The organism is Iodidimonas sp. SYSU 1G8 (genome assembly GCF_039655775.1).
Classification (GTDB): Bacteria; Pseudomonadota; Alphaproteobacteria; order SMXS01; family SMXS01; genus RI-34.
The window spans coordinates 1,210,269-1,228,372 of sequence record NZ_JBBYXJ010000001.1; the positions used below are offsets into that span (position 1 = coordinate 1,210,269).

Consider the following 18,104-nt stretch of genomic DNA (forward strand, 5'->3'; position numbering starts at 1 on the left):
GATCAGACTGCATCCAGCAGCTTTGGTTCTGGATGACTTCAAGAGCGCCGGACCAACGATCACCGTGCTTCTCTCCGTCGCGACCCTAACCACCCCAAGGGCATTTTCCAACATCAAAATGGTGCCCGAGCGCCGGGCTCGTCAAAAAAAGCGCCCAGGCAACGCACGCGCCCGGCCAGATCGGTAAAGGGCCGGACCAGGATCGCTCCGGCATCCTTCAGCAGCGCGGCGACCGGCTCCTGCTGGCCCATGCCGATCTCGAAAAAAAGACCTCCGCCCGGCTTCAGCACGCGCTTCACATCGGCCGCCAGCGCACGGTAGGCATCGAGCCCGTCACGACCGCCATCGAGCGCGCCCATGGGGTCATAGAGCGTGACCTCGGGCTCCAGCCCTTCGATATCGGCGCGGGGGATATAGGGCGGGTTGGACACCACCAGGTCGGCGAAGGCCGCGGGCAGGCCGGCCGACCAGTTGCCGAGCACGAAGGAGGCGCGGCTTTCGAGACCCAGCGCCGCCGCGTTGGCGCGCGCGACATCGAGCGCGGCGGCGCTCACATCGACGCCCAGTCCCTCGTCCCGCGGCCTTTCATGGAGCAGCGACAGGAGGATACAGCCGCTGCCGGTGCCCAGATCCACCACGCGGCACGCAGGCCGGTCACGCAGCCAGGCCAATGCCGCCTCGACCAGTGTTTCCGTGTCGGCGCGCGGGTCGAGCACATGGCCGGTCACGCCGAATTCGAGCCCCCAGAATTCCCGCCGGCCCACGATGCGCGAGACCGGCTCGCGCGCGACGCGCCGGCGGATGAAGGACAGGTAATTTCCCGCCGCGGCCGCCTCGACCTCGCGTTCCGGATAGCCCATGAGAACTTCACGGCGCACGCCCGCCGCATGGCAGAGCAAAACAGCGGCATCCAGCGCCGGCGAAGCGATGCCAGCTGCAACGAGCTGCTCCCGTCCGGACCTGAGAAGCTCGCCAAGGGTCACTCAGAAATCTCCCGCGGACTCCATCGCCGCCAGCCGCTCGGCCTGATCCTCCGACGACAAGGCATCGATCAGTTCATCGAGCCCCTGCCCCTGCATCATCAGATCGAGCTTGTAGAGCGTCAGGTTGATCCGGTGGTCGGTGATCCGGTTCTGCGGAAAATTATAGGTGCGAATGCGTTCGGAGCGATCGCCGCTGCCGACCTGGCCGCGCCGCGCCTCGGACCGCTCGGCATCCAGCTGGGCGCGCTCGTGCTCGTACAGGCGGGCGCGGAGGATCTTCAGCGCCTTGGCCTTGTTCTTGTGCTGCGACTTCTCGTCCTGCTGCGACACGACGATATTGGTCGGCAGATGGGTGATGCGCACGGCGCTTTCGGTCGTGTTGACGTGCTGGCCGCCGGCGCCCGAGGCGCGGAACACGTCGATGCGGATGTCCTTGTCCTCGATGACTATGTCCACTTCCTCCGCTTCCGGGAGGACCGCGACCGTGGCCGCGGAGGTGTGAATACGGCCGCTGGCCTCCGTCACCGGCACGCGCTGCACGCGGTGCACGCCGGATTCATATTTGAGCCGGGAATAGACGTTGCGCCCCGCGACGGAGACGATGATCTCCTTGTAGCCGCCGACGCTGGACTCGCTGGCGGACATGACCTCGATGGTCCAGCCATGCAGGTCGGCGTAGCGCTGGTACATGCGGAAAAGGTCGCCGCTGAACAATGCCGCCTCGTCGCCGCCGGTACCGGCGCGAATTTCCAGGATGACGTTCTTGTTGTCCGCTTCATCGCGCGGCAGCAGCCGAAGCTGCAGGTCGCGCTCGACCTCGGGCAGACGGTTGTTCAGCTCGCGCAGTTCCTCCTCGGCGAGGGCGCGCATCTCGGCGTCGCTGCCCGGGTCCTTGACCATGTCGCCGAGCGCATCGATCTCCTGGCGGATGCGGCGCAACTCGCGCGCGCCGACGACGACCTCGGTCAGTTCGGAATATTCCCGCGACAGCTTGGCGTAGGCATCGCCCGACAGACTGCCGGCGTTGGCCATCTGGGCTTCCAGCCCCTCGAAACGATCGATGAGCTGCTTGACCCGTTCCTGGCTGATGCCGGCCACGTCAGTTGCCGCCCAGACGCGCGACGATCTCGCCCCGCGCCACCTCGACCTGCTCGCCGGTATCCAGGTCACGCAGCGCCACGGCACCGCGCGCCAGTTCGTCGCCGCCCACCAGAATGGCGGCGCGGGCGTTGACCTTGTTGGCCTGCTTCATCCGCTTGCCCACATTGCCCCGGAACGCGATGTCGGTCTTGACGCCAGCGCGGCGCAGCTGCTGGGTCAGCACCAGCGCCTCGGTCTCGCCGTCGGCGCCCACGGGGATGACGGCGACGGGACGCTCGGCCGCGGGCGGCTCGTCGAGCAGCATGACCAGCCGTTCGATGCCGCAGCCCCAGCCGATGCCGGCCGTGGACGGACCGCCCATGTATTCGATCAGATGATCGTAGCGGCCGCCGCCAATCACGGCGCTCTGCGCGCCGAGCAGGGTGGTCGTGAACTCGAAGGCCGTATGGGTGTAGTAGTCGAAGCCGCGCACCAGACGGTCGTTGACGGTGTACGCCTGCCCCAAGGCATCGAGGCCGTCCTTCACGCGGGCGAAGAAGTCCTTCGAGACATCGTTGAGGTAATCGCCCATCTGCGGCGCGTTGGCGACGATCCTGCGATCGCCCTCGTCCTTGGAATCCAGGATACGCAGCGGATTGCGCCTGAGGCGCATGCGGCTGTCCTCGCTGAGGCTCGCCTCGTGGCCGGAGAAATACTCGACCAGCACGTCGCGGTAGGCGGTACGGCTTGCCGTGTCGCCCAGGGTGTTCAGCTCCAGCGTGACCTTTTCGCGCACGCCGAGGATTTCCAGCAGATGCGCGCCCAGCGCGATGACCTCGATATCGGCCTGCGGCTCGGGCACGCCGAGCACCTCGATATCGAGCTGGTGGAACTGGCGCAGACGTCCCTTCTGCGGCCGCTCGTGGCGAAACATGGGGCCATAGGCGAAGAACTTGAGCGGTAGATGCTGCGCGAGACCGCCGGAGATGAAGGCACGCGCGATGCCGGCCGTGGGTTCGGGACGCAGCGACAGGCTCTCGCCGCCGCGATCCTGGAAGGTGTACATCTCCTTGGTCACCACATCGGTGGTTTCGCCAAGCGACCGGTCGAAGACCTCGGTGAATTCGAAGATCGGCGTCTCGATCTGGCCATAGCCATACCGTTCCGCCAGATCGCGGAACGTGGCGATAACGTACTGATGACGGCGTGCCTCTTCGGGCAACAGGTCATGGGTGCCGCGAACGGGCTGCAGCTTTGCCACTTTGGGCTCCGGTATTAAATCGTTACGAGGCTTCCGCGAGGGCCGCGCGGGCGCGATCGGCCTTCAGCTGCGCCGCCTTCTTCTCGACCAGATCGACGATATGCTCGACCATGTTGTCGTCGTCGATCTTGTGATCGGTGACGCCCGAGAGATAGATCATGTGATTGCCGTTGCCGCCACCGGTCAGGCCGATATCGGTCTCGCGCGCCTCGCCGGGACCGTTGACGACGCAGCCAATGATGGACAGGGTCAGGGGCGTGTCGATATGGGCAAGGCGCTTCTCCAGCGTCTCGACCGTCTTGATGACCTGGAACGCCTGGCGGGCGCAGGACGGACAGGAGATGATGGACACGCCGCGATGCCGCAGACCGAGCCCCTTCAGGATCTCGAAACCGACCTTCACTTCCTCGACCGGTTCGGCCGAGAGCGAGACACGGATGGTGTCGCCGATGCCGGACCACAGCAGCATGCCCATGCCGATGGACGACTTGACCGTCCCGGTCATCAGGCCGCCGGCCTCGGTGATCCCGAGATGGAGCGGATAATCACAGGCCTCGGCCAGGCCCTGATAGGCGGCGACGGCGAGGAAGACGTCCGATGCCTTGACCGAAATCTTGAACTCGCGGAAATCGGCGTCCTCGAGGACCTTGGCGTGGTTCAGGGCGCTTTCGATCATGGCTTCGGGACACGGCTCGCCGTAGCGTTCGAGCAGCTCGCGTTCCAGCGAGCCGGCGTTGACGCCGATCCGCATGGAGCAGTTGTTGTCCTTGGCGGCCCGCACCACTTCCCGGACACGGTCCATGGAACCGATGTTGCCTGGATTGATGCGCAGGCAGGATGCGCCCGCCTCGGCCGCTTCAATGGCGCGCTTGTAGTGGAAATGGATGTCCGCGACGATCGGCACGTTCACGGCCTTGATGATGTGCTTGAGCGCCGCCGTCGATTCCTCGTCCGGGCAGGAAATGCGCACGATGTCGGCGCCAGCCTTCTCGAGCCCCAGCACCTGATCGATGGTGCCCTGGATATCGGTGGTGCGGGTATTGGTCATCGACTGAACGGCAATAGGCGCGTCGCCACCGATCGGCACATTGCCGACGTGAATCTGGCGCGACTTGCGGCGTTCGATCTGTCTGTAAGCGCGGACGGTCATGTGATTTCGCGGTCCCGTGTCAGTTGAGCGGGCTTATACCCCATCGCTCCCTTGGTGTCAGCCCACAGTTGGGGCGAAGCGGGCGGGTGTCCAGACCTGACGGGTCGAGCGGCAGGCCTACCGTTCCTGCATGATGGCGGCGACCTGTCCCTGATAGGAGTTGGCCGCCTCGGACGTGCCGAGCGACGGGTCCTGCGACAATTCCCAGGCGAGGCAGACGCCGGCCGCGAGCAAGGCGGCGACGATCAGCAACGAGAGCTTCGGCATGGCGTTTTCCTGCGTGAGCCCCCACATCCGGCGGCGTTCGCCATTGGGATGGGTATAGCCGTGCCTGACACGCGCGACAGCCTCGGGAATATCGATGCCCAGGGCCGAGCCGCCGAGGAACTCGGCGTAGGAGCGGAGGAAACCTACCGCATAGGTGACCGGCAGTTCCTTGATCTCGCCATGTTCGAGCGCTTCGACATAATCGGCGCGAAATTTCAGGACCAGGGCGACATCGTCAATGGACAGGCCCCGCGCCTCGCGCGTCTTGCGCAGGCGCTCGCCCAGCTCGACGGCCGCGTCCATGGCGGAATGATGACGGCCCTTGATGGAAACCACATTGCTGCGGGCATGACGCACGGGCGGCAGGGCGTCCCCCTGCTCATCCAGGATCAGGAGTCCCTGCACCGTCTCTTCGACCTCAATTTCCGGCACTGTGTCGGCTTTGTGCACAGACCGCGTCAGCTTTACCACCGAGTTTCGACCCACTTTGCTGGAGCTGTATCCGGGAAATCACAGTCAAGGAGATTCGCTTGCTTCGAGGGTAACGATTCACTGAAGGGCTTTCAACGGCGTTGCAGTGCAAAAACCTACAATTCGACGCCGTGGTCGCGGGCGAAATTCGTCAATTTGGTCCGTAGGCTATGGTCAGGGAGAGGCAGCAGCGTCAACAGATACGACCGCAATTTGGCAACATCAAGGGTACGGATCATTTCCTTGACCGGGCCGACGGACGCCGGAGTCATGGACAGGCTGCGCAGCCCGATCCCGATGAGCGCCATCGCCTCGACCGTCTTGCCAGCCGCCTCGCCGCAGAGCGACACGGACACACCGCCCCGCTGCAGCGTGTCGACGATCATGCGCAGGAACGACAGGGCGGCCGGGGACAGGATGTCATAGCGGTCCGTCAGCATGGTGTTGCCGCGATCGGCGGCAAACAGATACTGCATCAGGTCGTTGCTGCCGATGGACACGAAATCCACGTGCGGGATCAGGGCATCGAGTTGCCACGCGAGCGCGGGCACCTCCAGCATGGTGCCGACCCAGAGCCGGCCCGGCGGCTCACGCCCGACCCTGACGTGACGCTTCAGCTCCTTTTCCAGGATCGAGCGGGCGGCGAGGAATTCGGACACATCCGATACCAGCGGGAACATCACCCGCAGGTCCCGCCCCGCGGTGGCGGCGAGCAGGGCGCGTAACTGGTAGCGCAGCAGAGCCGGACGATCGAGGCCCATGCGGATCGCCCGCCATCCCAGCGCCGGATTCTCTTCCTTCGGCCGTTCCAGAAAGGGAACGACCTTGTCGCTGCCGATATCGAGTGTCCTGAACACCACCGGCTTGTCGCCAGCGGCGTCGAGAACCCGGGAGTAGAGTTCACGCTGCGCCTCGTGGCGCGGAAAGGTCGAGCCGACCATGAACTGGAATTCGGTGCGGAACAGGCCGATCCCATGAGCCCCCGTGTCCGACAGGTGCGGCAGATCGACGAGAAGGCCCGCATTCATGTGCAGGCCGATCTCGACGCCATCCTTGGTGATGGCCGGGAGATCGCGGTGTTCGGCATAGGCGGCGCGGCGGCGCTCGCGAAGAGCCAGCGCTTCCTCGTAGAGGTCCACGACGTCCTGGGTCGGCAGCAGGAAGACCTGGGCGGTCATGGCATCGACGATGATCTGGTCACCCGGGTCGACGAGGCCGACGATGCCTTCGACCTGTCCGATCACCGGAATGCCCAGCGCCTTGGCGATGATCGCCACATGGGCGCTCGGGGTGCCTTCGGCGAGGATGACGCCGCGCAGCCGGGCGCGGTCGTAATCCAGCAATTCGGTGGGCCCGAGATTGCGGGCGACGACGACCGTCTGCTCGGGGAGATCGATGACACCGCCCTGATCGAGGCCCATCAGGTGACGGATCAGCCGATTGGCCAGATCGTCCAGATCGCTCAGGCGCTCGCGCAGGTACGGGTCGTTGATCTTGGCCATGCGGACGCGGTTGTCGACCTGGACGCGCTGAACGGCGGCCTCGGCCGTCAGACCGCCCCGAATGCCGTCGCGAATTTTTTCGACCCAGCCGCGATCATTGGCGAACATGCGATAGGTCTCGAGCACGTCGAAATGATCGCCCTCGATGCCCAGATCCGCCCGTTCGAGCAAATTGTCCAGCGACGAGCGTAGCGAGCTGAGCGCTTCATCCAGCCGCACCAATTCGATCGCCTCGTCCTCGGCGATGAGACGAGTCACCTGAACGCGTGGCTCGTGCAGCACGACCTGGCCGATGGCGATGCCTTCCGCCATCGTGACGCCATCGATCTTGGGCGGATGGCCCTGGGCAAAGGTGCCCTCGTGGACCTCGCTCGGGTCGATCAGTTCGCCGGAGCCGACCAGTTCGGCCAGCACCATGGCGACGGTCTGGAGCGCCTCGGTCTCTTCCTCGGTATACAGCCGCTGGGTGACGTTCTGCACGGCGAGAACGCCGAGGACACGGCCGCCCCGGATGACGGGCACGCCCATCAGCGAATGGTAGATGTCCTCGCCGGTTTCGGGCCGGTAAGCGAAATTGGGATGAGATTGCGCATCGGCCAGATTGAGCGGGGCGCCGCGCGCGGCGATTTCGCCGATCAGACCCTCGCCGACCCGCAGATTGGTCTTGTGCACCGCCTCGGCCTTCAGGCCGACGGTGGCGAACAGCTCGAGGATATCGCCGGCGCGCACCAGATAGATGGAGCACACCTCGGCGACCATGTTGTTGGCGATCACCCGCACCATCTGGTCCAGCTTTTCCTGCGGCGGCTGCGGCGAGGCCATGACCTCGCGCATGCGCCTGAGCAGAAGCCTCGGGCCAGCGGGATTGACGGGTGTTGGGGCCATCGCGCTACCTGCCCGCCAGCGCGGCGGCAGCCTGATCAACCAGTTCAGCGATGATGTCGGCGGTCGGCTGCTCGGCGGTCACCATGCCGACGCTCTGACCCGCCATCAGCGAGCCATGTTCGACATCGCCCTCGATAACGGCCCGGCGCAACGCGCCGGCCCAGAAATGTTCGATCTCCAGCTGCGCCGCCTGCTGGTCGATCTGACCCGCCTGGAAGCGGGCCACCAGCTCGCGCTGCGTGTCCATGAACGCCTCGGTCGCCGCGTTGGCCAGCGCGCGCACCGGGATCACCGGAAAACGCTTGTCGACCTGCACCGAAGGCATGGCGTCACGCGCGTTGGCGCGGATGAATGCCTTCTTGAAGGCGGGATGAGCGATGGACTCGGTCGCGCAGACGAATCGCGTGCCGAGCTGCACGCCGCTGGCACCCAGTTCAAGATACATGGCGATCGCCTCGCCGCGGCCGATGCCGCCCGCCACGAAGACCGGGACATCGCGGATATGAGGCAGGATCTCCTGGGCCAGAACCGCCGTGCTGACCGGACCGATATGACCGCCAGCCTCGCTGCCCTCGATCACGAGGGCGTCGACGCCGCTGCGCACCAGTTTCTTGGCCAGTCCAAGCGCCGGGGTGAAGCAGATCAGCCTGGCGCCATAGGCCTTGACGGCATCGATCGCCTTGCCCGGCGGCAGGCCGCCGGCCAGCACCACGTGCCCAACCTCTCGCTCCCGGCAGACGGCGATCAGATCCTCCAGATCCGGATGCATCGTGATCAGGTTCACACCGAACGGCTGGTCCGTCAAAGCGCGTGTCGCGCGGATCTCCATGTCGAGCAGATCAGGACTCATCGACCCGCAGGCGATGACGCCGAAGCCACCGGCATTGGAAATGGACGAGACAAGATTGCGCTCGGACACCCAGGTCATCGCGCCGCCAAGAATGGCGTGGCGCGTGCCGAGGAATTCGCACCCCCGGCGCCACAGCTCGTCGAGACGTGCCCTCCCCCGCTGGTCTGTCATGCGATCAGGTCGCGTCGAGCTGGTAAGCGGAATGCAGGGCCCGCAGCGCCAGTTCGGTGTATTTGGAGGCGATCAGCACACTGATCTTGATCTCCGAGGTGGAGATGACCTGGATGTTGATGCCTTCATCCGCCAGGGCGGTGAACATGCGGCTGGCGATACCCGCATGACTGCGCATGCCGACGCCGATGACCGACACCTTGACCACATCGCTGTCGGTGCTGATGGCCCGGTAGTCGAGCTCACCCTGCAGACCCTCGATCACCTTGACCGAGCGGGCGAGGTCGGCGCGCGGCACGGTGAAGGTCAGGTCGGTGGTCTTGCCGTCGGCCGCCACGTTCTGGACGATCATGTCGACGTTGATGCTGGCTTCGGCCAGCGGTCCGAAGATCGAGGCGGAGACGCCGGGCCTGTCGGCCACGCCCCTTACCGTGATCTTGGCTTCGTCGCTGGTGTAGGCAATGCCGCTGATATCTGCTTGTTCCACGATCTGATCCTCGTCGACAACCATCGTGCCGGGTTCATCCGAAAAGCTGGAGCGCACCTGAACGGGCACCTTGAAGCGCATGGCGAGCTCGACCGAACGGGTCTGCAACACCTTCGCGCCCAGAGACGCCATCTCCAGCATTTCTTCGTAAGTGATTTTATCGAGCTTGCGGGCCTTGGCAACGATCCGGGGATCGGTGGTGTAGACGCCGTCCACATCGGTGTAGATGTCGCAGCGATCGGCGTTCAGCGCCGCCGCGAACGCCACCGCGGTCGTATCCGAGCCGCCGCGGCCCAATGTCGTGATGCGACCATCCTGGGCGATGCCCTGGAAGCCGGCGATGACGGCCACCTGCCCGGCGCTCAGACGCTTCTCCAGTTCGGCCGTCTCGATCTCGAGGATGCGCGCCGAGCCGTGGGCGGACGATGTGCGTACCGGTACCTGCCAGCCCAACCAGGAGCGCGCATCGACGCCCATTCCCTGAAGGGTGAGCGCCAGCAAGCCGCTGGTGACCTGTTCGCCCGTCGCCACGACCGAGTCATATTCCCGGGCGTCGTATATGTTGGATGCTTCGGAAACCCACGCCACCAGCTGGTTGGTGACGCCGGACATGGCCGAAACCACCACCACGACCTGGTCGCCGGCGTCGACCGCCCGCTTGACCTTGGTCGCCACGTTGCGGATGCGATCCATATCCGCCACGGAGGTTCCGCCGAATTTTTTGACGATCCGCGCCATCGTCCCTCGCGTTAGAAGTGATAGTGAGGTGAAGGCCCACATGCGGCTTTACAGGAATGCCGCTTGCCCTCACAAAAGCGGCCCTTACATACTCGGTCACCAACGGCAGCGCAAGCAGCGCGGGAAGGCACAATCCCTTGTCGGACAGCATCACCACCAGCATCGACGCCGAAGAAGTCGCCCGTTTCGAGGCCATGGCGGATCTGTGGTGGGACCCGACCGGCCCGTTCAAACCGCTGCACCGGTTCAACCCGGTGCGACTTGAATTCGTGCGCGACACCGCGCTCGCCCATTGGGGCCGGACGGGCGGATCGCTCCGGCCGCTGAGCGGATTGTCGGCCGTCGACATCGGCTGCGGCGGCGGTCTGATCAGCGAACCCCTGGCGCGCATGGGCGCCTCGGTCACGGGCATCGACCCGTCCGAGAAGAACATCGGCACGGCGCGTCTTCACGCCTCGCAAACCGGCACTCAGATCGACTACCGCGCGATGACGGCCGAGGACCTTGCCGCGTCGGGCGCGCGCTTCGACATCGTGCTCAATCTGGAAGTGGTCGAGCACGTCGCCGACGTCGACGGCTTCCTGGCCGCGTCGGGCATGCTGCTGAAGCCGGGCGGCCTCATGATCTGCGCCACCCTCAACCGGACGATCAAGAGCCTGGCCATGGCCAAGATCGGCGCCGAATACATCCTGCGCTGGCTGCCGCGCGGCACCCATGACTGGCGCAAGTTCCTCACGCCGTCCGAACTGGTCGGCTCGCTGCGCCGCGCCGGGCTGTCGGTCACCGCGCTGCAGGGCGTGACCTACGCGCCCTTGCGGGATTCCTGGTCGCTGAGCCGGGACACGGACGTGAACTACATGGTGGTGGCGGTCAAGCCGGCCGGGTAAGACTCAGGCGTCGTCGCGAACCCACGGGATCGCCACCACGTCGATCCCCTCCTCCTGCAGCTCATGCGCTTCGTCCGGCGTGGTTTCGCCGTAGATGCCGCGCTTGTCCGTCTCTCCGTAGTGCATCTTGCGCGCCTCGGCGGCGAACGCGTCGCCCACATAGTCGCAATTCGACTCCACGTGGCGGCGTACCTCAAGAACCATGCGCCGGATCTCGGCCTTCATCCGCGCCTCGCTCATGGGCGCGGCGGCGTCGCGGCGGCGCACGGCGATATTCGGCGCCATGATCGCCTTGCCCACATCGCTGCCCATGCAGAACGGACATTCGATCACACCGGCGGCGGCCTGATCGTCATAGGCGGCACTGTCGGCGAACCAGCCTTCGAACTGGTGGTCGCAGCCACGGCACTTGAGTTCGTACTTGATCATGAAACGCTGTCTGGCCTGTCGGACGGATTGCCCGCAGCAACATGTTGGCCCACGCGCCGGATTTCAATGAATTGTTTCACGCCGGTGACGCGCCCGGGCGGCGGCGATACCCGCGAAGACCGTTGCCTTCGGACGGCAACCGGCATAGACGCGGTAGCACACCAGCGCAAGCGACCTGCGGAGACCTTCATGAGCGACGGCCAGTTTTCACGTCCGACGACACCCAGCCCCTGGGTCATGGCCCATGCCGGCCGGATCACGCCGGGCGCGGACGTGCTGGATCTTGCCTGCGGCGCCGGACGGCACGCGCGGTTCCTGCTCGAGCAGGGCTTCCGGGTCATGGCGGTGGACATCAACATATCCGGCCTCGACGATCTGATCGGCCATCCCGGTCTGGCGACCCTGGAGGCCGATCTGGAAAACGGGCCCTGGCCGCTGGGCAATGCCAGCTTCGGCGCGGTGGTGGTGACCAATTATCTGTGGCGGCTGCTGTTCCCACGGCTGCGCGACGCCGTGGCGCCCGGCGGCGTGCTGATCTACGAGACCTTCGCCGAGGGCAACGAGGCTTTCGGCAAGCCGAGCAATCCTGATTTTCTGCTCAAGGAAAACGAGCTAACTGATTGGTTCAGCGACTGGAACGTCATCGCTTATGAACACGTCACCGTTGATCGCCCCAAACCGGCGGTGGTGCAGCGCATCTGTGCCGTCAGGCCCGCCTAGGCGGCGCCATACTCCCTGTCGTGCAGGAGCGAGGGCACGCGGCCGCGGGCTTCGCGGACCTTGGCGGGATCGATCCGCGCGCTGATGAAGCCGACCTCCTCGCCGCCATCGGCGATCACCTCGCCCCAAGGATCGATGATCAGGGAATGGCCATAGGTCTGGCGTCCGTTCTGATGCGTGCCGGTCTGCGCCGCCGCGAACACGAAGCAGCCGCTTTCGATCGCACGGGCACGAAGCAGCACGTGCCAATGGGCCTCGCCGGTGACCTTGGTGAAGGCAGCCGGAACACACAGGAAATCCGCGCCAGCCTTGGCGAGCGCACGGTAGAGATGGGGAAAGCGGAGATCGTAGCAGATCGAAAGCCCGAGCCGGCCCCAGGGCAGGTCGGCCACCACCGCGCGGTCGCCGGGCTGATAGTTCTTGGATTCCCGGTAGGTCTCGCCGTTGGGCAGATCCACGTCGAACATGTGGATCTTGTCGTAGGTCGCCGTCACCGTGCCTGACGGATCGATGAGGAACGACCGGTTGGCGATCTTGGTGTCGGAGAGCCTGATCGGCAGCGAGCCGGTATGAAGCCAGATGTCAAGTTCCGCAGCCAAGTCCCTGAAAGCCTTGAGGGCTTCGTCGTCCTCCTGCGGCTTGACCTGTTCGAAAACAAGCGCCGAGCGGGTTTCCATGAGGGACACGACCTCGGGCAGCATCACCAGATCCGCACCGGCGCCGTGCGCGGCGCGGATCAGATTGCTGACCGTGACCACGTTCGGCCTGATCTGGTTGCCCGAATTGGTCTGAACCAGGGCGACGTTGAAGGGCGAGTCCATCACGCCGCCAGCATCTTGTCGAGATCGCCGCGGGCGTCCAACTCGTACAGATCGTCGCAGCCGCCGACATGCGCGCCGTTGATGAAAATCTGCGGCACCGTATAGCGTCCGCTCGCCTTGGCCTGCATCTCTTCCCGCAATTCTGGATTCATGTCGACGCCGATCTCATTGAAATCAACGCCTTTTTCCTTCAGCAGTCGCTTCGCGCGGGCACAGTAGCCGCAGAATGCGGAGGTGTAGATGACGACATCGGCCATGATCGATCTCCTGTTCGGTGACTTTTCTATACAGCCGCCCTGTCCGGTAACGCAACACGCGCCAGCGTCAGGACGTCGACCCGTAACGCGCCAGCCTTGCGCAGGGTTCGCGCGCAGTGATCGACCGTGGCGCCCGTGGTGAGGACGTCGTCGACCAGCAGAATACGCTTGCCGGACACACCGTCGAGATGGCGCGCGGCCACCGCGAAGGCACCGCGCACGTTGCGGCCCCGCTCCTTCCGGCCCAGCGCACCCTGGCTCGGGGTTCGCCGGGTGCGCACCAGGAGGTCGGGGATGAATTCCCGGTGATCCGAGGCGGCGATCAGCCGCGCCAGAATGGCGGACTGGTTATACCGGCGCATGAGAAGCCGACTCCAATGCAACGGAACCGGACAAATGATATCAACGTCTTGCAGAAGAGTACTCCCACTTCGCCTCATCCATCTCGCGAAGGCCGCCGCCGGATCCAGTCGGTCGCCATGTTTGAATTTCAGGATCAGTCCACGGCTGAACTCGTCATAGAGCATCACCGATCTTGCCCGCTCGAAGGCGGGGCGCTCGGTGAGACATGGCAGGCACAGGGTCTCGGGCCCGCTGTCGACTTCCAGGGGCAGGCCGCAACACGCGCAGCACGGCTCGGCGATGAAGCGGATGCGCGACCAGCAGGCGCCGCAAAGATGGGCATGCTCCTGCACCGTCGCGCCGCACGATGGGCACTGGGGCGGAAAGACCGCGTCCACCAGATGCCGCCCGATACTGGAAATCGCCCCCAACATCAGGAAACTCTATCAGACTTTGCCGCGGCCGGAAGGCGTGCCATATAGCCCGGATGAGTTCATCGGCAGACATTTTCGACCGGCGGCTGATCCGCGAGAGACGGGACCGTAAGGCGGCCGGCTTCGGCGCCTACGGTTTCCTGAAGGCGGAAGTGGCCGAGCGGCTGGCGGACCGCCTGCTGGACATCAGCCGCCGCTTCCCCTCCGTCCTCGACCTTGGCTGCCACGATGGCGGCGTGGGCCGGTTGCTGGCCGCGCGCGAGGATGTGGAGCTGCTGGTCTCGGCCGACCTGTCGCCCCGGATGGCCGCCCAGGCGCCGGGCTGCCGGGTCGCCGCGGACGAGGAGTTCCTGCCCTTCGCCGAGGCTTCCTTCAACCTCGCGGTGTCCGCCCTGTCGCTGCACTGGGTCAACGACCTGCCCGGCGCGCTGATCCAGATCAACCGCGCACTGAAGCCGGACGGCTTGTTCCTGGGCGCCATGCTCGGGGGCGATACGCTGACCGAGCTGCGTCACGCCATGATGGAGGCGGAACTCGCCGTGGAGCCCGGCGTGGCGCCGCGCGTCTCGCCCTTCGCCGACATCAGGGACGCGGGCGGCCTTTTGCAACGCGCGGGATTCGCGCTTCCGGTCGCCGATAAGGAAAGAATAACAGTGGATTACGCCGATGCCTTCAGGTTGATGCGAGACCTGCAGGGCATGGCCGAGAGCAACGCTGTTCTGGCCCGGCACAAGGCACCGCTCAAGCGCCGAACGCTGCTGGCGACGATCGACGCCTATCACGATCTTTATGGCCGGCCGGACGGCCGCATCCCGGCCACGTTCGACATCCTGTTCCTGACGGGCTGGTCGCCGCATGAAAGTCAGCAGAAGCCTCTGGCACCGGGAAGTGCTACCATGCGTCTCGCCCAGGTTCTGGGCGCCGAAGAAAAGTCGGCCGGGGAAAAAACCTCACCCAGGCCTTGGAAACGTCCCTAACGGCACCGATGTACGTTTATGGAGTAACGACAGAGGGTTAGGTGCGACATGCATGGTAAGAAGATCAGATCGTGGATCGTGGTCGCCGATAGCGCGAAAGCACGGATTTATTCCAACACCGGGCCTAAGCTGGACCTGGCACTCGTCAGCGAAATAGACTCCGATGGAGCACGACGCTCCAGTCAGGAACTGGTCACCGACAAGCCGGGCCGCACGTTCTCAAGCGCCAGTCCAAGGCGCTCGGGCATGGAGCCGCCCAGCGATCCACAGGACGTGGAAAAGCATAAATTCGTCAAACATCTGGTCAGCATTCTCGACACCGCCGCCCTCGGCGACGAGTTCGACGACGTCTATCTGGTCGCCGCGCCGCGCACGCTGGGGGAAATCCGCAAGCTCGCCAACGGGCACATCACAGACAAGGTCCGAGGCGAACTGGCCAAGGACCTGACCAACATTCCCGAACACGATCTGCCGAAGCATCTGGAGGATCTGGATATCGGCAAACCCGTCCTGGCCTAACCGGCCCGCCCGACCTGCCGCATCACGCCTTGCGGCAGGGGCGACCATAAGGCTGCGCGGACTCCGGCATGCCGGAGTCCGCGGTTCAGCCATTCGTTACACGTGAGAAACGCGGTGTAAGTCCCTCTTCCCACATAGAAATCGTCGCCATAGCCGTAGCTTGCGCCCGGCACCTGGATGATGTGGGGCGCGAAGCTGGCGCGGACATAGTCCGCCAGCTTCCTGTACTGAGTATCCGACAGGCGCAGCCTGACGGCGCCTGAGCGCGGCGCCGTGGTCCTTTCCGCGACGTGCACGAGGACGTCGGTCTGCCAGAGCAGCGCGCCGGCGCCGACGATCGGATCGAAATCCGCCCATGTCGGGGTGCGCAGGTAGAAGTCCGCCTCGCCCCAACCGAAATCGAGAAACACGGCGTTGGGCCCGGCCGCGAGACCCGCCGCGCGCCAGTCGATCACATGATTGGCGACAGGCAGGACCAGATCCACATGCACCCCGTTCGACAGCACGAAGATGTCGATGCCTGATTCCTGCTGGCGGAAATCGCGGTTGACGGGGATGAAGGCCGAGATGGCGGCCACGAAGCCATAGAGCAGCACCGTGCCGGCGATCGCGCCAAGAAGGCGGATCGGCCAGCGCGGCCAGTTCACAACAGATCCCGCAGCATGGCCACCAGTGGAATATCGGCGGGCGGCATGGGGTAATCCTGAAGCTGCTGGGCGCGGACCCATTTCAGGGCATCATGTTCGCGGGCCATGGGCGTGCCCTGCCATTTACGACAGACGAACAGCGGCATCAGGAGATGGAACGTCTCGTAGGTATGCGACGCGAATGTGAAGGGCGCCAGGCAGCTGGACCAGGTTTCTATCCCCAGCTCTTCCTCGAGTTCCCGGATCAGGGCGGCTTCCGGAGTCTCGCCAGGCTCGACCTTGCCGCCGGGAAACTCCCACAGACCGGCGAGGGATTTTCCCTCCGGCCGCTTGGCGATGAGTACGCGCCCGTCGACATCCACGAGGGCGACAGCGGCGACCAGGACGATCGGTTTCGGTTCAGCGGTCACGTCACTCACTCCAGACATCGCGTTCGAGGCGATAATACAGGACGTCCCCCTCGCCATCACGCAAACGGTAACGGCGGGTTCCCTGCCAACCGAACCCTGCGCGCTCGAGCACCCGGCACGATTTGTCATTGCCGGGCATGACGCCAGCCCAGAGATATTTCAGCCCATAACGGTTGAACACACGTTCGGTGATGCCCCTCACCGCTTCCGTCGCATAGCCGTTGCCCCAATAGGGCTTGCCCATCCAGTAGCCGATCTCGTTGTCGTCGAAGCTGACGCCGATGCCGCCCAGCACGGCGCCATCGTCTCGGCGGGTCATGACGTAAGGCAGCCCTCGCCGCCACCAGCGGATGCGGCGCGAGATGCCCAGCCAGTCGCGGGCATCCTGATCCGTGTAGGGAAACGGTGCGCGCGAGAGCCATCGCGCCACGTCCCAATCGCCGATGAGCGCCGGGATGAACGGCAGATCGGCCCGCTTGTACGGGCGCAGGACGAGACGGACGGTCTCGATCGGCCGGTAGATCGGAATCAACTGCGGTAGTCGGCGTTGATATCGATGTAGCCGTGGGTCAGATCGCAGGTCCACACGGTCGAGCACCCGTCACCGACGCCCAGATCGACGGCGATATCGATTTCCTGGCCTTTCAGATGAGCCGTCAGCTGGCCCTCGTCATAGCCGTCGCGAACCCGGCCATTATCCGTCACCTGCTGGCCGCCGAACCTGACGCTGAGGCGCCTCGGGTCCACCTTCTCGTAGCTTTTGCCGACCGCGGCGACGATGCGGCCCCAGTTGGCGTCCTCGCCCGCGATGGCCGTCTTCACCAGAGGCGAATTGGCGATGGTCTTGGCGACCTTCCTGGCGGCGGCGTCCGTCTCGGCGCCGGTGACCAGCACCGTGATGAACTTCGTGGCGCCTTCGCCATCCCTGACCACCTGACGCGCCAGATCTCCCATCACCGCCTCCAGCTTCGTCCGGAAGTCGGCAAGGCGCGGATCGGTGGAGTCGTCGACCGGCGCGTTGCCGGCGGTGCCCGTGGCGAACAGCAACAGGGTGTCCGACGTCGAGGTATCGCTGTCGACGGTGATCGCGTTGAAGCTGCGCTCGTTGACATCGCGCAGCAGCGCGTCGAGGACGTGTTGGCCGATGGCCGCGTCGGTCGCCACATAGGCCAGCATGGTCGCCATGTTCGGCTCGATCATGCCCGAGCCCTTGGCGATGCCGTTGATGGTGACGGTCTTGCCGTCGATCACCGCCGTGGCTGTCGCACCCTTGGGAAATGTGTCGGTGGTCATGATGCCGCGCGCCGCGTCCTCCCAGCTCTCTTCGGAGAGAGCGACGGCCGGCAGCGCGTGGACGATCTTCTCATAGGGCAACGGCACGCCAATCACCCCGGTCGAGGACACCATGACATCCTCGGGTGCGCAACCGACCAGCCGCGCCGCGGCCCGCGCCGTCTCGCCCGACGCGTTGTAGCCTTCTTCGCCGGTGAAGACGTTGGAGTTGCCGGCATTGACCACCAGGGCCCGGCTGCGCCCGCCGCCCGCGCGCAGGGCATCGCGGCACCACAGGATGGGGGCGCCAGGAGTGAGCGAGCGCGTGAAGACGCCCGCCACGACAGTGCCTTCGGGGAACGTCACAAAGGTGACGTCCGGCCGATCCTTGTACTTGATGCCAGCGGCGATGGTCCCCAGCCGCACACCGGAAAGCGCCGGCAGTGACGGGAAGGACTCGGGCGCGAGCGGAGACAGGGTCGTCTCGACCATTCTCGTCAAACTCCTCGATATGGATCCGTATGAAGGGGCCGGCGCCCGACAA

Annotated in this window: 20 protein-coding genes; 4 read left to right on the forward strand and 16 right to left on the reverse strand. The window is 65.1% G+C overall.

The window, feature by feature from the left end; all coding sequences use genetic code 11:
* Positions 1-113: 113 nt before the first annotated feature.
* The 8 genes from prmC to WJU17_RS05850 all read right to left on the reverse strand — a co-directional run bounded on the left by prmC (position 114) and on the right by WJU17_RS05850 (position 9,845).
* Positions 114-983, reverse strand: a complete 870-nt coding sequence (prmC, locus tag WJU17_RS05815; RefSeq protein ID WP_346326391.1) for a peptide chain release factor N(5)-glutamine methyltransferase — start codon at positions 981-983, stop codon at positions 114-116.
* Entirely contained in the window at positions 984-2,081 is a 1,098-nt protein-coding gene (gene prfA, locus WJU17_RS05820; RefSeq protein ID WP_346326392.1) for a peptide chain release factor 1, read from the reverse strand.
* Between the two features lies 1 nt (position 2,082).
* Entirely contained in the window at positions 2,083-3,324 is a 1,242-nt protein-coding gene (gene hisS, locus WJU17_RS05825) for a histidine--tRNA ligase (RefSeq protein ID WP_346326393.1), read from the reverse strand.
* 22 nt (positions 3,325-3,346) lie between these two features.
* Complete coding sequence (ispG, locus tag WJU17_RS05830) at positions 3,347-4,474, reverse strand: flavodoxin-dependent (E)-4-hydroxy-3-methylbut-2-enyl-diphosphate synthase (protein WP_346326394.1); 1,128 nt, start codon at positions 4,472-4,474, stop codon at positions 3,347-3,349.
* Between the two features lie 117 nt (positions 4,475-4,591).
* The gene (locus tag WJU17_RS05835) at positions 4,592-5,173 is read right to left on the reverse strand and encodes a helix-turn-helix domain-containing protein (RefSeq protein ID WP_346326395.1); all 582 of its coding nucleotides are present in this window, start codon (positions 5,171-5,173) and stop codon (positions 4,592-4,594) included.
* A gap of 155 nt (positions 5,174-5,328) precedes the next feature.
* Positions 5,329-7,599 carry a phosphoenolpyruvate--protein phosphotransferase gene (gene ptsP, locus WJU17_RS05840; protein WP_346326396.1) on the reverse strand — a complete coding sequence of 757 codons (2,271 nt, stop codon included), beginning with the start codon at positions 7,597-7,599 and terminating at the stop codon, positions 5,329-5,331.
* Positions 7,600-7,603: 4 nt separating this feature from the next.
* Complete coding sequence (locus WJU17_RS05845) at positions 7,604-8,620, reverse strand: nitronate monooxygenase (RefSeq protein WP_346326397.1); 1,017 nt, start codon at positions 8,618-8,620, stop codon at positions 7,604-7,606.
* A 4-nt stretch (positions 8,621-8,624) separates the two neighbouring features.
* The gene (locus tag WJU17_RS05850; protein WP_346326398.1) at positions 8,625-9,845 is read right to left on the reverse strand and encodes an aspartate kinase; all 1,221 of its coding nucleotides are present in this window, start codon (positions 9,843-9,845) and stop codon (positions 8,625-8,627) included.
* A gap of 137 nt (positions 9,846-9,982) precedes the next feature.
* Between WJU17_RS05850 and ubiG the strand changes: the two genes are divergently transcribed.
* Positions 9,983-10,732, forward strand: a complete 750-nt coding sequence (gene ubiG, locus WJU17_RS05855; protein ID WP_346326399.1) for a bifunctional 2-polyprenyl-6-hydroxyphenol methylase/3-demethylubiquinol 3-O-methyltransferase UbiG — start codon at positions 9,983-9,985, stop codon at positions 10,730-10,732.
* Between the two features lie 3 nt (positions 10,733-10,735).
* Here ubiG and WJU17_RS05860 read toward each other — a convergent pair whose 3' ends face one another.
* Complete coding sequence (locus WJU17_RS05860; protein ID WP_346326400.1) at positions 10,736-11,161, reverse strand: DUF1178 family protein; 426 nt, start codon at positions 11,159-11,161, stop codon at positions 10,736-10,738.
* Between the two features lie 189 nt (positions 11,162-11,350).
* Here WJU17_RS05860 and WJU17_RS05865 point away from each other — a divergent pair, with 189 nt between their 5' ends.
* Positions 11,351-11,881, forward strand: coding sequence for a methyltransferase domain-containing protein (locus tag WJU17_RS05865; protein ID WP_346326401.1), 531 nt, complete (start codon positions 11,351-11,353; stop codon positions 11,879-11,881).
* Here the strand turns inward: WJU17_RS05865 and WJU17_RS05870 are convergent.
* The 3 genes from WJU17_RS05870 to WJU17_RS05880 are packed head-to-tail and all read right to left on the reverse strand — an operon-like array spanning position 11,878 to position 13,735.
* Positions 11,878-12,702, reverse strand: coding sequence for a carbon-nitrogen hydrolase family protein (locus tag WJU17_RS05870; RefSeq protein ID WP_346327403.1), 825 nt, complete (start codon positions 12,700-12,702; stop codon positions 11,878-11,880). The two genes, WJU17_RS05865 and WJU17_RS05870, sit on opposite strands and share 4 nt — an antisense overlap.
* Complete coding sequence (gene grxC, locus WJU17_RS05875; protein WP_346326402.1) at positions 12,702-12,959, reverse strand: glutaredoxin 3; 258 nt, start codon at positions 12,957-12,959, stop codon at positions 12,702-12,704. The genes WJU17_RS05870 and grxC overlap by 1 nt, the downstream gene beginning before the upstream one ends.
* Before the next feature lie 26 nt (positions 12,960-12,985).
* Positions 12,986-13,735 carry a ComF family protein gene (locus WJU17_RS05880; RefSeq protein WP_346326403.1) on the reverse strand — a complete coding sequence of 250 codons (750 nt, stop codon included), beginning with the start codon at positions 13,733-13,735 and terminating at the stop codon, positions 12,986-12,988.
* A gap of 53 nt (positions 13,736-13,788) precedes the next feature.
* Between WJU17_RS05880 and WJU17_RS05885 the strand changes: the two genes are divergently transcribed.
* Both WJU17_RS05885 and WJU17_RS05890 read left to right on the forward strand, forming a co-directional pair.
* Positions 13,789-14,712 (forward strand): methyltransferase domain-containing protein, encoded by a 924-nt coding sequence (locus WJU17_RS05885; protein ID WP_346326404.1) that lies wholly within the window; start codon positions 13,789-13,791, stop codon positions 14,710-14,712.
* 48 nt (positions 14,713-14,760) lie between these two features.
* On the forward strand, positions 14,761-15,231 hold the full coding sequence (locus WJU17_RS05890; RefSeq protein ID WP_346326405.1) for a host attachment protein: 471 nt from the start codon (positions 14,761-14,763) through the stop codon (positions 15,229-15,231).
* On the opposite strand, the gene WJU17_RS05895 is transcribed toward WJU17_RS05890, so the two are convergent.
* From WJU17_RS05895 to argJ, 4 genes are read right to left on the reverse strand one after another with little or no spacing between them, the layout of a single operon-like run.
* Positions 15,228-15,878 (reverse strand): TIGR02117 family protein, encoded by a 651-nt coding sequence (locus WJU17_RS05895; protein ID WP_346326406.1) that lies wholly within the window; start codon positions 15,876-15,878, stop codon positions 15,228-15,230. The two genes, WJU17_RS05890 and WJU17_RS05895, sit on opposite strands and share 4 nt — an antisense overlap.
* Positions 15,875-16,288 carry an 8-oxo-dGTP diphosphatase MutT gene (mutT, locus tag WJU17_RS05900; protein WP_346326407.1) on the reverse strand — a complete coding sequence of 138 codons (414 nt, stop codon included), beginning with the start codon at positions 16,286-16,288 and terminating at the stop codon, positions 15,875-15,877. Before mutT ends, WJU17_RS05895 begins: the two co-directional genes overlap by 4 nt.
* A 1-nt stretch (position 16,289) precedes the next feature.
* Positions 16,290-16,820, reverse strand: a complete 531-nt coding sequence (locus WJU17_RS05905; RefSeq protein WP_346326408.1) for a GNAT family N-acetyltransferase — start codon at positions 16,818-16,820, stop codon at positions 16,290-16,292.
* Positions 16,817-18,052, reverse strand: coding sequence for a bifunctional glutamate N-acetyltransferase/amino-acid acetyltransferase ArgJ (gene argJ / locus WJU17_RS05910; protein ID WP_346326409.1), 1,236 nt, complete (start codon positions 18,050-18,052; stop codon positions 16,817-16,819). The genes WJU17_RS05905 and argJ overlap by 4 nt, the downstream gene beginning before the upstream one ends.
* Positions 18,053-18,104 lie beyond the last annotated feature (52 nt).

Excerpts from the sequence above, each read along its gene's own strand:
- WJU17_RS05865 (WP_346326401.1), top strand. The coding sequence starts at position 11,351 with ATGAGCGACGGCCAGTTTTCACGTCCGACGACACCCAGCCCCTGGGTC.
- WJU17_RS05885 (WP_346326404.1), top strand. The coding sequence starts at position 13,789 with ATGAGTTCATCGGCAGACATTTTCGACCGGCGGCTGATCCGCGAGAGA.
- grxC (WP_346326402.1), bottom strand. The coding sequence starts at position 12,959 with ATGGCCGATGTCGTCATCTACACCTCCGCATTCTGCGGCTACTGTGCC.
- WJU17_RS05870 (WP_346327403.1), bottom strand. The coding sequence starts at position 12,702 with ATGGACTCGCCCTTCAACGTCGCCCTGGTTCAGACCAATTCGGGCAAC.
- ispG (WP_346326394.1), bottom strand. The coding sequence starts at position 4,474 with ATGACCGTCCGCGCTTACAGACAGATCGAACGCCGCAAGTCGCGCCAG.
- WJU17_RS05850 (WP_346326398.1), bottom strand. The coding sequence starts at position 9,845 with ATGGCGCGGATCGTCAAAAAATTCGGCGGAACCTCCGTGGCGGATATG.
- argJ (WP_346326409.1), bottom strand. The coding sequence starts at position 18,052 with ATGGTCGAGACGACCCTGTCTCCGCTCGCGCCCGAGTCCTTCCCGTCA.
- WJU17_RS05880 (WP_346326403.1), bottom strand. The coding sequence starts at position 13,735 with ATGTTGGGGGCGATTTCCAGTATCGGGCGGCATCTGGTGGACGCGGTC.
- WJU17_RS05845 (WP_346326397.1), bottom strand. The coding sequence starts at position 8,620 with ATGACAGACCAGCGGGGGAGGGCACGTCTCGACGAGCTGTGGCGCCGG.
- WJU17_RS05860 (WP_346326400.1), bottom strand. The coding sequence starts at position 11,161 with ATGATCAAGTACGAACTCAAGTGCCGTGGCTGCGACCACCAGTTCGAA.
- WJU17_RS05890 (WP_346326405.1), top strand. The coding sequence starts at position 14,761 with ATGCATGGTAAGAAGATCAGATCGTGGATCGTGGTCGCCGATAGCGCG.
- ptsP (WP_346326396.1), bottom strand. The coding sequence starts at position 7,599 with ATGGCCCCAACACCCGTCAATCCCGCTGGCCCGAGGCTTCTGCTCAGG.